This window comes from uncultured Luteimonas sp. (assembly GCF_947492465.1).
Classification (GTDB): domain Bacteria; phylum Pseudomonadota; class Gammaproteobacteria; order Xanthomonadales; family Xanthomonadaceae; genus Luteimonas.
Genome location: NZ_CANLNF010000009.1, coordinates 106,739 through 122,048 on the forward strand (window position 1 = coordinate 106,739; position 15,310 = coordinate 122,048).

General features: G+C 70.9%; 12 protein-coding genes. 6 read left to right on the forward strand and 6 right to left on the reverse strand.

Annotation, left to right across the window (positions count from 1 at the left end):
• Window positions 1-9 precede the first annotated feature (9 nt).
• Window positions 10-573: a ribosome biogenesis factor YjgA gene (gene yjgA, locus Q0863_RS16410; protein ID WP_298581010.1), complete on the reverse strand. Its 564-nt coding sequence runs from the start codon at window positions 571-573 to the stop codon at window positions 10-12.
• A 17-nt stretch (window positions 574-590) separates the two neighbouring features.
• Between yjgA and pmbA the strand changes: the two genes are divergently transcribed.
• From pmbA to Q0863_RS16425, 3 genes are all read left to right on the forward strand, one after another.
• A complete protein-coding gene (gene pmbA, locus Q0863_RS16415) occupies window positions 591-1,967 on the forward strand; it encodes a metalloprotease PmbA (protein ID WP_298580968.1) in 1,377 nt (458 codons plus the stop codon).
• Between the two features lie 85 nt (window positions 1,968-2,052).
• The gene (locus tag Q0863_RS16420) at window positions 2,053-2,409 is read left to right on the forward strand and encodes a DUF4870 domain-containing protein (RefSeq protein ID WP_298580970.1); all 357 of its coding nucleotides are present in this window, start codon (window positions 2,053-2,055) and stop codon (window positions 2,407-2,409) included.
• Between the two features lie 156 nt (window positions 2,410-2,565).
• Window positions 2,566-2,994, forward strand: coding sequence for a DUF4870 domain-containing protein (locus Q0863_RS16425; protein WP_298580972.1), 429 nt, complete (start codon window positions 2,566-2,568; stop codon window positions 2,992-2,994).
• A 30-nt stretch (window positions 2,995-3,024) separates the two neighbouring features.
• Here the strand turns inward: Q0863_RS16425 and Q0863_RS16430 are convergent, their stop codons facing one another.
• The 5 genes from Q0863_RS16430 to dnaE all read right to left on the reverse strand — a co-directional run bounded on the left by Q0863_RS16430 (window position 3,025) and on the right by dnaE (window position 10,224).
• Window positions 3,025-3,930, reverse strand: coding sequence for a farnesyl diphosphate synthase (locus tag Q0863_RS16430; RefSeq protein WP_298580975.1), 906 nt, complete (start codon window positions 3,928-3,930; stop codon window positions 3,025-3,027).
• A complete protein-coding gene (locus Q0863_RS16435; RefSeq protein WP_298580977.1) occupies window positions 3,917-4,186 on the reverse strand; it encodes an exodeoxyribonuclease VII small subunit in 270 nt (89 codons plus the stop codon). The genes Q0863_RS16430 and Q0863_RS16435 overlap by 14 nt, the downstream gene beginning before the upstream one ends.
• 46 nt (window positions 4,187-4,232) lie before the next feature.
• Window positions 4,233-5,555 (reverse strand): tRNA lysidine(34) synthetase TilS, encoded by a 1,323-nt coding sequence (tilS, locus tag Q0863_RS16440; protein ID WP_298580980.1) that lies wholly within the window; start codon window positions 5,553-5,555, stop codon window positions 4,233-4,235.
• Between the two features lie 67 nt (window positions 5,556-5,622).
• Complete coding sequence (locus Q0863_RS16445) at window positions 5,623-6,582, reverse strand: acetyl-CoA carboxylase carboxyltransferase subunit alpha (RefSeq protein WP_298580983.1); 960 nt, start codon at window positions 6,580-6,582, stop codon at window positions 5,623-5,625.
• A 96-nt stretch (window positions 6,583-6,678) separates the two neighbouring features.
• On the reverse strand, window positions 6,679-10,224 hold the full coding sequence (dnaE, locus tag Q0863_RS16450) for a DNA polymerase III subunit alpha (protein ID WP_298580988.1): 3,546 nt from the start codon (window positions 10,222-10,224) through the stop codon (window positions 6,679-6,681).
• 317 nt (window positions 10,225-10,541) lie between these two features.
• On the opposite strand from dnaE, the gene Q0863_RS16455 reads away from it, so the two are divergent.
• From Q0863_RS16455 to Q0863_RS16465, 3 genes are read left to right on the forward strand one after another with little or no spacing between them, the layout of a single operon-like run.
• Window positions 10,542-11,927: an MFS transporter gene (locus tag Q0863_RS16455; protein ID WP_298580991.1), complete on the forward strand. Its 1,386-nt coding sequence runs from the start codon at window positions 10,542-10,544 to the stop codon at window positions 11,925-11,927.
• The gene (locus tag Q0863_RS16460; protein WP_298580994.1) at window positions 11,920-14,295 is read left to right on the forward strand and encodes an NdvB protein; all 2,376 of its coding nucleotides are present in this window, start codon (window positions 11,920-11,922) and stop codon (window positions 14,293-14,295) included. Before Q0863_RS16455 ends, Q0863_RS16460 begins: the two co-directional genes overlap by 8 nt.
• Window positions 14,292-14,819 (forward strand): gluconokinase, GntK/IdnK-type, encoded by a 528-nt coding sequence (locus Q0863_RS16465; protein WP_298580997.1) that lies wholly within the window; start codon window positions 14,292-14,294, stop codon window positions 14,817-14,819. The genes Q0863_RS16460 and Q0863_RS16465 overlap by 4 nt, the downstream gene beginning before the upstream one ends.
• The last annotated feature ends 491 nt before the right edge of the window (window positions 14,820-15,310 follow it).

Sequence of the window (15,310 nt, forward strand, 5' to 3'; positions counted from 1 at the left end):
GCGGTGCCCTCATGCCCCGTCGTCGGGGGCGTCGCCGTCGGCGTCCGCGGGATCGGCTTCGACCAGCAGCTCGCGCACCTCGCGGAAGATCTCCCGGAACGCGCGCGGCGGTTTGCCGCGCGTGCGCTCGTCCAGCGCGTTGCGCACCAGCTGGCGCAGCTTCTGCCGGTCGGCGCGCGGGTGCGCGTCCAGCAGTTCGCCCAGCGCCGCATCGCCGTCTTCCAGCAGCCGTTCGCGCCAGCGCTCGACGCGATGCAGCAGCGCGGTTTCCTGCCGGGCCGCCTCGCCGCCGGCATCCAGCGCGTCGCGGATCGCGTCCAGTACCTCGTCGTCCTCGCGTCGCATCTGCTTGGCCAGGAAGGCCAGCTGGCGCTTGTGGGCGATGTGCGAGGTGATGCGCCGCGCCTCGGCGATGTGCGGCAGCAGGTGTTCGGGCACCGGCAGCTTGGCCAGCCGGCCGGGCTCGAGTTCGGTGAGCGTGTCGGCCAGCGCCAGCACGTCCAGCGCCTCGCGACGCTGCTGGCTGCGGCTGGGCGACAGGAACTCGCCGGTGTCTTCGTCCTTTCCTCTCATCGCATCAGGATAAGCCATTGAACAGCGTTGCCGTGCCCGTGACCGAAGACGACAGCCTCGACCGGCTGCAGCGACTGGAGACGCTGGCCGCGCGCCTGCTCGACGCCTGCCGCGCCCAGGGGGCCAGCCAGGCCGAGGTTTCGTGCTCGGAGGAGCGCGGACTGAGCGTGGGCGTGCGCATGGGCGAGGTCGAGACGGTCGAATCCACCCGCGACCGCGGGATCGGGGTGACCGTGTACTTCGGCAAGCGCAAGGGCAGCGCCAGCACCGCCGACCTGCGCGAATCCAGCCTCGAGGCCACGGTCGCGCAGGCCTGCGCGATCGCCCGCTTCACCGAGGACGACGCCGCCGCCGGCCTGGCCGATGCCGGGCTGATGGCGCGGCCGGGCCCCGCCGGCTGGCCCGACTTCGACGACTGGCATCCCTGGGCGCTCGGCGCGGACCGCGCGGTCGACCTGGCCCTGGCCTGCGAGGCCGCAGGCCGCGACGCCGACGCGCGCATCGACAATTCGGACGGCGCCTCGGTCAGCACCAGCGCCTCGCTGAGCGTGTACGCCAACTCGCATGGCTTCGTCGGCAGCGAACGCGGCACCCACCACAGCATCGGCTGCGCGCTGATCGCCGGCAAGGGCGAGGACATGCAGCGCGACGGCTGGTACAGCTTCGCCCTGGCCGCCGACGACCTGGAGGCGCCGGCCGCGATCGGGCGCCGCGCGGCGCAGCGCGCGCTGGCGCGGCTGCAGCCGCGGCCGATCGCGACGGGCGAATATCCGGTGCTGCTGCCAGCCGAAGTGGCGCGCTCGCTGGTCGGCCACCTGCTCGGTGCCGTCTCGGGCGGGGCGCTGTACCGCCGCGCCAGCTTCCTGCTCGACAGCGTGGGCACGCAGCTGTTCCCGGCGTGGTTCTCGATCCATGAGGACCCGTTCCTGCGCCGCGGCCTGCGCTCGGCCGCGTGGGACAACGAGGGCGTGGCCACGCGCGCCTCGTCGCTGGTCGATGGCGGCGTGCTGCAGCGCTATGTGCTGGGCAGCTACTCTGCGCGCAAGCTGGGGCTGCAGACCACCGCCAACGCCGGCGGCGTGCACAACCTGGAGATCGGCGCCAATGCGGACGACTTCGACTCGCTGCTGCGGGACATGGGGCGCGGCCTGGTGGTGACCGAACTGATGGGGCAGGGCGTCAACACCGTGACCGGCGACTACTCGCGCGGCGCGGCCGGCTTCCTGGTCGAGAACGGGCAGATCGTGCATCCGGTCGACGGCATCACCATCGCCGGCAACCTGCGCGAGATGTTCCTCGCCATCGAGGCGGTGGGCCGCGACGTCGATCCGCGTTCGCACATCCGCTGCGGTTCGATGCTGCTGGGGCGGATGACGGTGGCTGGCGCGGATTGACGGTATGCTTGGACCTGGCCGCGCAGGGGACGCGAAGCGTGGCGTGGCCATTCCATCCGCCCCATCCACAGCCCAGGGGAAACACATGAGCGACACCAATCCGGTTCAAGGCGGCGCCAGCCAGGACGACCGCACCATTGCGATGCTGACCCATCTGTCCGGGATCATCCTCGGCTTCATCGTGCCGCTGGTGGTCTGGTTGATCAACAAGGACAAGGGCGATCGCGCCTTCCTCGTCAGCCAGTCCAAGGAAGCGCTGAACTTCCAGATCACGCTGCTGTTCGGCTACATCATCGGCATGGTGCTGTCGATCATCCTGATCGGCGCGCTGCTGAACCTCCTGCTGTGGATCGTCTGCATCATCTTCAGCATCATCGCCGGGCTGGCCGCGAACAAGGGCGAGGACTATCGCTATCCGTTCGCCATCCGCCTGATCAACTGACCGGCTGCACCGACTGCCGCCGCGGGAGCCTGCTCCCGCGGCGTGCGACGGCGCCATGCGCGCCCTAGTGCTTCAGTTGGGTTGAGTTCCCCGCTGGCGGGAGCAACATCGTTCCTGCGCCGGACCGTTTCCGGCGGGAGACGGACGATGAATGCCATGCTGCATCGTGAAGACGCGTCGCCGGCCGATCGGCAGTGGGCCGCGGGCGCGCACGTGGCCGCGCTGGTACTGGCGCTGCTCACCAGCTGGACCGCCGGATTCGCCGGCATGCTCGCCGCCGGCCTGGTCTGGCTGCTCAAGCGCGACGAATCGCCGTTCATCGCCGCGCACGCCCGCGAGGCGTTCAACTTCAACCTGAGCATGTTCCTGTATGCCTGCGCGGTGTGCCTGGTCGGCGCGCTGCTGCTCGGCGCGACCGTGCTCACCTTGGGCCTCGGCCTGATCCTGACCTTGCCGGCGGGCCTCATGCTGCTGGTTGCGGCTGGCGCGATCGCGGTGATGTGGCTGGCGTGCGGCATCGTGGCCGCGGTGCGGGCCTGGAACGGCGAGGATTACCGCTATCCGCTGACCCTGCGCCTGCTCTGAGCGCAACGGGGCGGCGATGCCGCGCCTTCTTCAGTGGTCGCGTTCGATGGCGCGACGGGCCAGCGCGGCCAGGGCCGCGGTGTCGCCGGGCAGGGCGTCCAGCGCCTGCGCCATGTCCCGCGCCAGTCCGGCCAGCCGTTCGCGCGAAGCGTCGGCGCCGATCAGGGCGGGGAAGGTCGCCTTGTCCTGGGCGACGTCCTTGCCGGCGGTCTTGCCCAGCGTGGCGCTGTCGCCCTCGATGTCGAGCAGGTCGTCGCGGATCTGGAAGGCCAGGCCCAGCGCCTGCGCGAATGTGTCCAGTCCCTGGCGCGCCTGCGCGTCGCCCCCGGCGGCGATGGCGCCCAGGCGCACCGCCGCGCGCAGCAGGGCCCCGGTCTTGAGCGCATGCAGCCGCTCGAGCGCCCCGAGCGGGATCGCGGTCCCGGTTGCGGCCAGGTCGAAGGCCTGGCCACCGCACATGCCGGCCGCGCCGGCCGCGCCGGCCAGTTCGGCAAGCATCGCCACGCGGGTGGCGTCCGGCAGCGGCGCGCCGGCCAGCAACGTGAACGCCAGCGACTGCAGCGCGTCGCCCGCGAGGATCGCGGTGGCCTCGTCGAAGGCCACGTGCACGGTGGGCTGGCCGCGACGCAGGGCATCGTCGTCCATGGCGGGCAGGTCGTCGTGCACCAGCGAATAGGCATGCACCAGTTCGACGGCGGCCGCGGCCGCGTCCAGCTGGCCGGCGCCGGCCCCGCAGGCGTGGCCGCTGGCATAGGCCAGCAGCGGACGCATGCGCTTGCCGCCGAGCAGTACGGCATGGCGCATGGCCGCGAGCAAGCGGGGTTCGGTGTGGCCGTCGAGCGCGTCGAGCGCGGCTGCCAGCGTCGTGTCGGTGCGGCGGCGCCAGTCGGCGAGGATGCCCTCGAGCCCGGCCCCGCCGGCTTCAGGCCTCGCCATCGATGCCGGGGAAGGGTTCGGCCCGTTCCGGAGCGTCGGGGTCGGCGAGCAGGCGCACGCGCAGCTCCGCCTGTTCCAGCGCCTGCTGGCAGTGGCGATACAGGCCCACGCCGCGCTCGTAGGCGGCGAGGGATTCCTCCAGGCTCATCTCGCCGTGTTCCATCTTCTCCACCAGCTGTTCGAGCTGGTCGAGCGAGGATTCGAAGTCGGCGACGGGAGACGCGTCGGAGGCGGCGGTTTCGGCTTTCTGGCCCATGCGCGCAGTGTAAGCCAGGCGCCGGCGGACGACATGGTCGTGGCGCTCAGTCCGCGCCATCCCAGCGCAGTCGCCGACCCGTGCGGCGCAGCCAGGCATCGAAGCGGCCCGACAGCACGAGATCGCCGGCGGCGAGCAGCGTGCCGGCGCGATCGGAGAGCAGCGGCAGGCGTTCGCGGGTCCAGGGCGGCACGCCCAGGTCCTGCAGCACGTGCTTGAGCGCGTGCGAGTGGGCGCGGCCGGGCAGGACGATGCGCTCGCCGCCACCGCGCGGATGCGCCATGAAGGCGGGTGCGTCGGCATCCTCCTGCGTTTCGAAGGTTTCGCCAGGCGCCAGCGCCGGCTCCAGCGCGAGCGTGCCGCCCCCCCAGTGCAGTGGTGCGCGGCCGTCCCACGCCCGGGGCGCGGTTTCGGGCACGGGCGGCTGCATGCCGGCGTAGAGCAGGTCGCGCCAGCGACGGATGACCGCGCCGTGCCAGGCGAACTCGCCGCGCACGTCCTGCCCGGCGGCAAGCAGCGGCGCGAGCTGCGCGACGCCGCGCGACGGCAGCGGCGGCAGGCCGGTTTCGTCCACCCAGCGCCGCAGCACCCGGGCGCGACGCGCGGCCGGCAGCGCGGCCAGTGGCGCGACGTGCAGGCAGTTCCGATCGACGCCACGCAGGCGGGCGAGCGCCTGTGCGTCGGATTCCTCCAGCAGTTCGGAAGCCTCGCGTTGCAGCGCGGCGGCATGTGCGAACGCGGCGCCGGCGTGCGCCCAGCGGGCCTGCAGCAGGGGCATGACCTGGTGGCGCAGGAAATTGCGGTCGTGCGCTTCGCTGTCGTTGGACGGATCCTCGATCCAGCGCAGGGCGTTGCGTTGCGCATGGGCGAGCAGCGCCTGGCGCGGATGCCCGAGCAGCGGCCGCCACATCCAGCCGCCGGCGAAACGCCGCCACGGGCGCATCGCGGCCAGTCCGTCGGCGCCCGAGGCGCGCAGGGCGCGCAGCAGGAAGGTCTCGGCCTGGTCGTCCCGGTGGTGGCCCAGCACCAGTACCTCGTCCGCGCCCAGCGCATCGGCGAAGGCGGCGTGGCGCACGGCCCGCGCGGCCGCCTCCAGGCCGCTGCCGCCGTCGCGCGCGACCCTCACTTCCACCACCTCGAGCGGCACGCCCAGCCCGCGACAGGTGTCGAGGCAGTGCCGCGCCCAGCTGCCGGCATCGGGATGCAGGCCATGGTGGACGTGGATGGCGCGCACGCCGCGCGCGCGCGCGGCGGCGTCGCTGGCCAGCAGGTGCAGCAGCGCGGTCGAGTCGAGGCCGCCGCTGTAGCCCACCAGCAGCGGCCGTTCCAGCGGCGCCGCCGCCAGGACGAGCGGCGCCGCGGCTGCCATGCTGCGTTCGGACCGGGTCACCGCCTCCCCCTGTTGCCCGCGCGCGCCGGCACCCGCGACGCGCGGCTCAGGCGTTGTCGTAGGCGCCGTAGCCGCGCAGGCGCTCGTAGCGGCGCTGCACCAGTTCGTCGAGCGGCAGCTGCTGCAGCGCGTCGAGCTCGTTCATCAGCACGGTCTTGAGCCGCACCGCGGTCTGGCGCGGATTGCGGTGGGCGCCACCGATCGGCTCGCGCACGACCTTGTCGACCAGGCCCAGCCCGCGCAGCCGGCGGGCGGTCAGGCCCAGCTGTTCGGCGGCGTCGCGCGCCTTGCCCGCGTCCTTCCACAGGATCGACGCGCAGCCCTCGGGCGAGATTACCGAGTAGGTGCTGTACTCGAGCATGATGGTGCGGTCGCCCACGCCGATGGCCAGCGCGCCGCCCGAGCCGCCCTCGCCGATCACGGTGCAGATCACGGGGGTCCTGAGTTCGGCCATTTCCATCAGGTTGCGGGCGATGGCCTCGGACTGGCCGCGCTCCTCCGCGCCGATGCCGGGATAGGCGCCAGGCGTGTCGATGAAGGTCAGCAGCGGCAGCTTGAAGCGCTCGGCCATCTTCATCAGCCGCAGCGCCTTGCGGTAGCCCTCCGGGCGCGGCATGCCGAAGTTGCGGCGCACCTTGGCCTTGGTGTCGCGGCCCTTCTGGTGGCCGATGATCACCACCGGCCGGCCGTTGATCCGGCCCAGGCCGCCCACGATCGCCGGGTCGTCGGCGTAGGCGCGGTCGCCGGCCAGTTCCTCGAACCCGTCGCAGAACACCTTGATGTAGTCCAGCGTGTACGGACGCATCGGATGCCGCGCGAGCTGCGAGACCTGCCAGGGGCTGAGGTCGCGGAAGATGTGCGCGGTGCGCTTGCGCAGCTTGTCCTGCAGCGCGTGGATCTCGGTGTCGATGTTGACCGCCGGGCCGTTGCTGGCCTGGCGCAGTTCGTGGATCTTGGCCTCGAGGTCCGCGATCGGCTGTTCGAAGTCGAGGTAGTTGGGATTCATGCCCGGGACTGCTGCAGGGAAGCGGAAAGTCTAGCCGACTGGACCGCCGGCCACCGTACCTGGCCGTCCGGACGGCCAGGAAGGCCGCCGGGCGGCTCAGTTGAGCCAGGGCCGCAGCAGCGACAGCCGCACCTGGCGCACGCCGGGCAGGCTGCGCAGGGTGGCCGGCAGGTCGGCCGCCACGCGCACCCCGTGGCCGCCATTGACCTCCAGCTTGCCGGTCGATCCGGAGGGCAGCAGCAGTTCGTAGCGCAGCGGGGTACTGCCGGGCCGATGTTGCGAGAACAGCGACTCCACGCGGTCCAGCGCGCCGGCCACGCGCAGGTCCAGGCGCAGCGCCAGACCCTGTGCGTTCTGGGCGCAGACCTGCTCGAAATCCCAGCAGCGCCGCGCGCGTAGCGCGAAGCCGCCGCTGAACTCGTCCTCGCGCAGTCCGCCCTCGATGATGAGGATGCGGTCGCGGGTGAGCAGGGCGGCATTGCTGAAGTATTCCTCGGCGAAGAAGGCGCATTCCAGGCGGCCGCGCCCGTCCTCGATCTGGACGAAGGCCTGCGAATCGCCGCGCTTGCGCATCGCCAGCACCTGGCCGGCCACGATCACCGTGGTTTCAGGGCGCCAGCCGCGCGATTCGGACTCCGAGCGCGCCGCCCAGAGCTGGTCGAGCTGGCCCAGGTCGTGGCCGACCAGCACCTGCAGCTCTTCGCGGTAAGGGTCGAGCGGATGGCCGCTGAGGTAATGGCCGAGGGTGTCGCGCTCGCCGTCGAGCTTCTGCTTGAGCGGCCACTCCTCGCAGCGCGGCAGCTCGATCTGGATGTCCGCCGCGCCGCCGCCGCCGAACATGTCGAACATGCCCGCGGCGCGGTTCCTGGCCATCTGGTCGGTGGCCTTGAGCACTTCGGGCAGCTGCAGCATCAGCGAGGCGCGGTTGGGCGCCAGCGCGTCCAGCGCCCCGGCCTGGATCAGCGCCTCGAGCGTGCGCCGGTTGAGCCTGGTCGTATCGACCCGCTTGCAGAAGTCGTACAGGTCGGCATAGCCCGCGCCGCGCGCCTCGATGATCGCCTCGCAGGCGCCGCGGCCGACGCCCTTCACCGCCCCCAGCCCGTAGCGGATGGTGATGCGCCGTCCCTGCGCGTCCTCGGCGCCGTCGATCGCCTCGAACATGTACGCCGAGGCATTCACGTCCGGCGGCAGCACGTCCAGCCCCATCGCCTCGGCTTCGTTGAGGAAGCCGACGACCTTGTCGGTGTTGTCCATGTCCGAGGACATCACCGCGGCCATGAATTCGGCCGGGTAGTGCACCTTCAGCCATGCGGTCTGGTAGGCCACCAGCGCGTAGGCGGCCGAGTGCGACTTGTTGAAGCCGTACTCGGCGAACTTCTCCATCAGGTCGAAGATCTGCGTCGCGGTGCGCGCGTCCACGCCGTTGGCCGCGGCGCCCGCCTCGAACTTGGCGCGCTCCTTGGCCATCTCCTCGGGCTTCTTCTTGCCCATCGCGCGGCGCAGCAGGTCGGCGCCGCCGAGCGAATAGCCGGCCAGGACCTGGGCGATCTGCATCACCTGTTCCTGGTACACGATGACGCCGTAGGTCGGCTTGAGCACCGGCTCCAGCGCCGGGTGCGGATAGCTGACCTCCTCGATCCCGTGCTTGCGGTCGCACCATTGCCGGTCCATCCCCGAGCCCAGCGGGCCGGGGCGGAACAGCGCCGCCAGCGCGATGATGTCTTCGAAGGTATCGGGCTTGGCGCGCTTGAGCAGCTCGCGCATGCCGCGCGATTCGAACTGGAACACCGCCACCGTGTCGCCGCGCGCGAACAGCTCGTAGCTGGCCTTGTCGTCGAGCGGCAGCGCACCGATGTCCAGCGGCGCCTCGCCGCCGGCCGCACGGCGCGCGTTGATCGCCTTGACCGCCCAGTCGATGATCGTCAGCGTGCGCAGGCCGAGGAAGTCGAACTTCACCAGACCCACCGCTTCGACGTCGTCCTTGTCGAACTGGGTGACCGGGTTGCGGCCGCGGCCCTCGGCGTCGTGTTCGGCGAACAGCGGGCAGAAGTCCGACAGCGGGCTGGGCGCGATCACCACGCCGCCGGCGTGCTTGCCTGCGTTGCGGGTCAGGTCCTCGAGCTGCAGCGCGAGGTCGACCAGGTCTCGGACCTCGTCCTCCTCGTGGTAGCGCTGCCTGAACTCGGCCACCACGTAGCTGTCGTCCTTCTGCGCGCGCTTGCTGCGCCCGATCGCGTCCTCCAGCGACAGCGGATCGGCCGGCTGCAGCGGGATCAGCTTGGACAGCCCGTCGACGAAGCCGTAGGGATGGCCGAGCACGCGGCCGGCGTCGCGCAGCACCGCCTTGGCGGCCATGGTGCCGTAGGTGATGATCTGGCTGACGCGGTCGCGGCCGTAGCGCGCGGCGACGTAGTCGATCACCTCGTCGCGCCGGTCCATGCAGAAGTCGATGTCGAAGTCGGGCATCGACACGCGTTCGGGATTGAGGAAGCGCTCGAACAGCAGGTCGTAGGGCAGCGGGTCGAGATCGGTGATCTCCAGCGCCCAGGCCACCAGCGAGCCTGCGCCCGAACCACGGCCCGGTCCGACCGGGATGCCGTGCTCCTTGGCCCACTTGATGAAGTCCGAGACGATCAGGAAGTAGCCGGGGAACCCCATCTTGGTGATGACGCCCAGCTCGACCTCGAGCCGCTCGAAGTAGCTCTCGCGGGTATGGCCGGGCGCCAGCGGGTACTTGGCCAGGCGCCGTTCCAGGCCCTCGCGGGCCTGGCGGGTGATCCAGGTGTCGAGGGTCTCGTCGTCGGGCACCGGATAGGCGGGCAGGTAGTACTTGCCCAGGCGCAGCTCGAGGTTGCAGCGCTGCGCGAGCGCGATCGTGTTGTCGATCGCGTCGGGCACGTCGGCAAACAGCGCCGCCATCTCTTCGCTGGACTTCAGGTACTGCCCCGGCGCGTAGTCCTTGGGCCGCTTGGGATCGTCGAGCACGCGGCCCGAGGCGATGCACACGCGCGCCTCGTGCGCCTCGAAGCCGTCGGCGTCGAGGAAGCGCACGTCGTTGCTGGCCAGCACCGGGATCCCGCGGGTGGAGGCCGACTGCAGCGCGAAGCCGTTGAAGTCGTCCTCGCCGTCGAGGCCGCAGCGGGTGAGTTCGAGGAAGCAGTCCTCGCCGTAGACGCGCTGCAGGTCGGCGAGCGCCTGGCCGGCCTGGTCGTCGCGGCCGCCGGCCAACAGCTGGCCGGCGCGGCTGTGGCGGCCGGCCAGGGCGAACAGTCCCGTGGCGTCGTCGGCCAGCCATTCCGGCCGCACCACCACGCCGTCATGCCGGTGGCCCTGCATCCAGGCGCGGGTGAGCAGGCGCGAGAGCGACAGGTAGCCGTCGTGGTCGCGGCACAGCAGGGTCAGCAGCCAGGCCGGCTCGGTGCCGTCGGCGACCAGGATGTCGGCCCCGGCAACCGGCTTGATCCCCGCGCCTTCCGCGGCCCGGTAGAACTTCACCAGCGAAAACAGGTTGTTGCGATCGGTGATGGCCACCGACGGCTGCCCGAGCGCAGCGCAGCGCTTGACCATATCCGGGATGCGGATCGTCGAGTCGGCCAGCGAATACTCGCTGCGGAGGTGGAGATGGACGAAGCGGGAGGACATCGCGGCCGAGCCAGGCGGGCAGGGGCAGGGTAGGGGCGGGCGCGGGGCGCGACAAGGCTTGACACCCGGGCCTGGCGCCCGGCTGCCCGGCCGGCCAGGCCTCCGCGGAAGGGCGCTGCGCGCGGCACGAGGCAGGCAGGGGGCCGGTGTGCCGACGGGTCGCGGGCGGCGTGAGGACGAGCGGAACCAGGACGCGACCGACCCGACTGTGACATCCGTAACCGGGTTTGCCAACGGGGCATGATCCCGGCACTCTTGGTAGCGCTATCACGCCGTACCGGTCCACAGCCGCCGGTCACCGGCGAGACGGGAGGAACATGGGCAAGCCAGAAGCCACCACCGCGGCGGGCGGCGCCCGCGCGCGCCTGCGACTGCGCGAGAAGGCCGGTTACGGCATCGGCGACTTCGGCTTCAACCTGTACTGGGCCAACATCTCGGCCTTCCTGCTGATCTTCTATACCGACGTCATGGGCCTGGCCGCGGCCGCGGTCGGCACGATGATGCTGGTGACCAAGATCGTGGACGCGATCACCGATCCGCTGATCGGGGCGCTCGCCGACCGCACCCGCACGCGCTGGGGCCGGTTCCGGCCCTACCTGCTGTGGGGCGCGCTGCCGCTGGCGGTGACCGGCGTGCTGACCTGGACCGTGCCCGACCTCGACCAGGGCGGGCGCCTGCTGTGGGCCTATGCCACCTTCACCCTGATGATGCTGGCCTACACCGTGCTGTCGATGCCGTACTCGGCGCTGTCGGGGGTGATCACCGCCGACAGCCAGCAGCGCACCACCCTGATCAGCTTCCGCTTCATCGCCGCCTTCGCCGGCACCACCCTGGTCAGCTGGCTCACGCTCGACCTGGTGGAATGGCTGGGGCGCGGCGACGAGGCGCTGGGCTGGCAGCTCACCCTGGGCCTGTACGGCGTCATCGCCGCGGCCACCTTCGCCACCGTCTTCCTGACCACGCGCGAGCGCATCGCGCCGCCGCCTGCGCAGCGCAGCGCGGTGAAGCAGGACATCCTCGACCTGCTGCACAACCGGCCCTGGCTGGTGCTGTTCGCGCTGGCGCTGGTGATCATGGTGACGATCGTGATGCGCAGCGGTTCGCTGGTGTACTTCCTCAAGTACTACATCGGCCGGCCGGAACTCACCGGCACCTTCCTGGGCGTGTACTCGGTGGCGCTGGCGGTGGGCGCCGCGCTGACCCCGGTGATGACGCGCTACATCGACAAGCGCCGCCTGATGATCTGGCTGATGGCCGGCGTGGGCGTGCTCAGCTGCGCGATGTACTTCGTGCCGCCCGACCGGATCTGGCTGCTGTTCTCGATCAACACCGTGATCGGCCTGATGCTGGGTCCGAAGTCCCCGCTGGCATTCTCGATGTACGCCGACTGCGCCGACTACACCGAATGGAAGACCGGCCGCCGCGCGACCGCGATGACGTTCTCGGCCGCCACGTTCTCGCAGAAACTCGGCGGCGCACTCGCCTCGGCGGTGATCGCCTGGGTGCTGGCGGGGCTGGGCTATGTGGCCAACGAGGCCCAGAGCGATGCTTCGCGCCAGGGCATCGCGCTGCTGCTGACGGTGATCCCCGGTGCCGTGGCGCTGCTGGCGGCCTGGGTGATGCGCTTCTATCCCCTGGACGACCGCGCGCTGGAACAGGTGCAGGCCGACCTGCAGTCGCGCCGCGAGACGACGGATGAATGAGGACGCGCCCTGCGGCTTCGAGGAGGACGGCCGGCGCTGCGTGCTGTACAGCCCCACGGCGATGCCGCAGGCGTCCACCTTCCTGTGGAACCGGCGCATGCTGCTGCAGCTCAACTGCCGCGGCTACGCGACCGCGCAGTTCATGCAGCCCGAGCCGGCCAAGTACGCGCACGCCCCCGCGCTGGAGGCGAAGACCTTCATGCAGCCGGAGCAGCCGTACTACGCGCATCATCCCGGCCGCTTCTGCTACGTGAAGGACGAAGGCAGTGGCGCGCTGTTCTCGGCGCCGCACGCGCCGGTCAACCGCACGCCGGACGGCTTCCGGTTCTCGGTGGGACCGGCCGATGCGGCGTGGACCGTGCGTTGCGACGGCGTCGAGGTCGAACTCGGTGTCGTGCTGGCGCCGGACGACGTGGCCGAACTGTGGACGCTGCGCGTGCGCAACGTATCGGGGCGAACGCGCAGGCTGAGCCTGTATCCGTACTTCCCGGTCGGCTACATGTCCTGGATGAACCAGTCCGGGCGCTATCGTCCGGACCTGGGCGGCATCGTCTGCGACAGCGTCACGCCCTACCAGAAGGTCGAGGACTGGTTCCGCCAGCGCGAGTTCAAGGACCGCACGGTGCTGCTGCATGAGCGCAAGCCCGATGCCTGGGAGGCGAACCAGGCCGCATTCGAGGGCGGAGGCGGTCTGCATGCGCCCGACGCCGTGCTTGGGCGGGACGTGCTCGACTGTGGCGACGCGCTGTACGAAACGCCGGTGGCGGCGCTGCAGTACCGCGTTGAACTGGAGCCGGAAGCGCAGCAGGATTTCCGCTTCCTGTTCGCTCCCGCGCGCGACGACGCGGACATCGCCACGCTGCGGCAGCGCTACCTGTCGCCACAGAGCTTCGAAGAGGCTGCGACGACGGCGTGCGAGCGACTTGCGTCGGCAACCGGCAGCGTGCGGATCGAGACGCCCGATCCCTGGTTCGATGCCTTCGCCAACCACTGGCTGCCGCGGCAGGTGTACTACCACGGCGATTGCAACCGCCTGACCACCGATCCGCAGACGCGCAACCTGCTGCAGGACCAGATGGGCATGGCCTATCTGCGCCCCGAGACGGCGCGCGCGGCGTTCCTGCTGGCGCTGTCGCAGCAGGAATCCAGCGGCGCGATGCCCGACGGCGTGCTGCTGGCCGAAGGCGCGCAGCTGAAGTACATCAACCAGGTGCCGCATACCGACCACTGCGTGTGGCTGCCCGTCTGCCTGCAGGCTTACCTGGACGAAACCGGCGACGATGCGCTGCTCGGTGAGCCGGTCGCCGACGCCAGCGGCCACGTCGCCACGGTGGCCGAGCGCGTCGACCGCGCGATGCACTGGCTGCTCGGGCAGCGCGACGGGCGCGGACTGAACTGGATCGCCCAGGGAGACTGGTGCGATCCGATGAACATGGTCGGCTGGAAGGGACGGGGCGTGTCGGGCTGGCTGTCGCTGGCCAGCGCGCACGCGCTGGAACTGTGGGCAGGCATCTGCGAGCGCCACGGACGCCTGCCGCAGGCGGCCGGGTTCCGCGAGGGCGCAGCGGCGTTCAACGCCTCGGTCAACGACCAGCTGTGGGACGGCGACTGGTATGCGCGCGGCATCACCGACGACGGCGTCGCATTCGGCGTCCGGGCCGATCCCGAAGGCCGCATCTATCTCAATCCGCAGTCGTGGGCGATGCTCAGTGGCGCGGCCGACGAGGCGCGGCGTGCGCGCCTGATCGCGGCGGTGGAGGCTGAACTGGTCTCCCCTCACGGGGCGACGATGCTGGGTCCGCCCTATACCGGCATGCGGGAGGACGTGGGCCGGCTGACCCAGAAATTCCCCGGCTCGGCCGAGAACGGCGCGGTCTACAACCACGCCGCCGCTTTCTGGATGCACGCGCTGTACTCGGTGGGCGAGGCGGATCGCGCCTGGCAGGCACTGCGCACGATGCTGACCGGGCCCGATGCAGACGAATGCCGCCAGCGCGGCCAGCTGCCGGTGTTCGTGCCCAACTACTACCGCGGCGCGTGGCGGCTGCATCCGCGCACCGCGGGGCGATCGAGCCAGCTGTTCAATACGGGGACCGCCGCATGGCTGTACCGCTGCATCGTCGAATCGCTGCTGGGCCTGCGCGGCGACGGCGACGGCCTGCGCATCGCGCCGCAGCTGCCCTCGCACTGGCCGCGGGTGCGGGCGCTGCGGCGGTTCCGCGGCGCGGAACTGGAGGTCGGGATCGAGCGCGTGGCCGGCCTGGCCGCACAGCGCATCGAAGTGGACGGGCAGGCGCTGCCTGACGACCGGCTTGCGCGCGTGGAGCGCGGACGCCGCTATGTCGTGCGCGTGGAGCTGCCCGGATGAACGCTGCCGACGTGCGCGTAGCCGTGGTGATGGGCGTCTCCGGCAGCGGCAAGACGACGATTGCGCGCGGGCTGGCGGATGCCTGGCCGGCCAGCTTCCTGGACGCCGACGACTTCCACAGCCCGCAGGCGCGCGAGCGCATGGCCAGTGGCCTCCCGCTGACCGACGACATGCGTCGTCCTTGGGTGGAACGCATTGCCGCCGAGCTGCAGCGCCGCGTCGCCGCCGGCGAGCGCGTCAGCCTGGCGTTCTCCGGCCTGCGTCGACGCCATCGCGACATGCTGCGCGAGGCCGGCCTGCCGCTGCGCTTCCTGTTCCTGCGGGGTGAGCCGGGCCTGATTGCCGACCGCATGCGTGAGCGCGCCGGCCACTACATGCCGGTGTCCCTGCTCGAGAGCCAGTTCGCCACGCTGGAGGCGCCCTCCGGCGAAGGCGACGTCCATGCGATCGCGGTCGATGCCCCGCCGGAGAGCGTTCTGGCCCAGGCCCTGGCCGCACTCGCCGGTGAGACGCGCCCGATATAGGCGTGCGCCCTGCTGCCGCTCATGCGCGGGCACCAGGCCGTGCCTCATCAGCAAAGCAGGATCCTGCCCCGCGCTCGCAACAGACGGGTGACAGGACGGTGCAACGGGCCTATCATCGCCGACCCGCCAGGCAGGTTCTGCTGGCGCGCTGAACGGATCCGGCGACAACTCTTCACGAGGCGTTGACGAAATCCAAAAGCGCGGTAGGATATGCGGCTCGCTTCAACGAAACGCCTTCGGGCGCGGGGTTGGAGGGAGGTCGAGGCCCCTCACGGGGTGTTGACGAAGCAAGCGGGCCGTGGCAGAATGTGCGGCTCCCTGAAGCGAAACGCTTCGGGACGGAAACCAGGCGCTGAGGCCGGTGTCCGAAGATCTTTGACAGTGTGCGCAGGTGACTTGTGCGGGCGTCTGGCGGGTGGATGGTTGTCCATCTTGCAGACGTTCGTAACAGAGCAACAAGTCAATTCAAATGCATGCAAATGCAAGCGAGT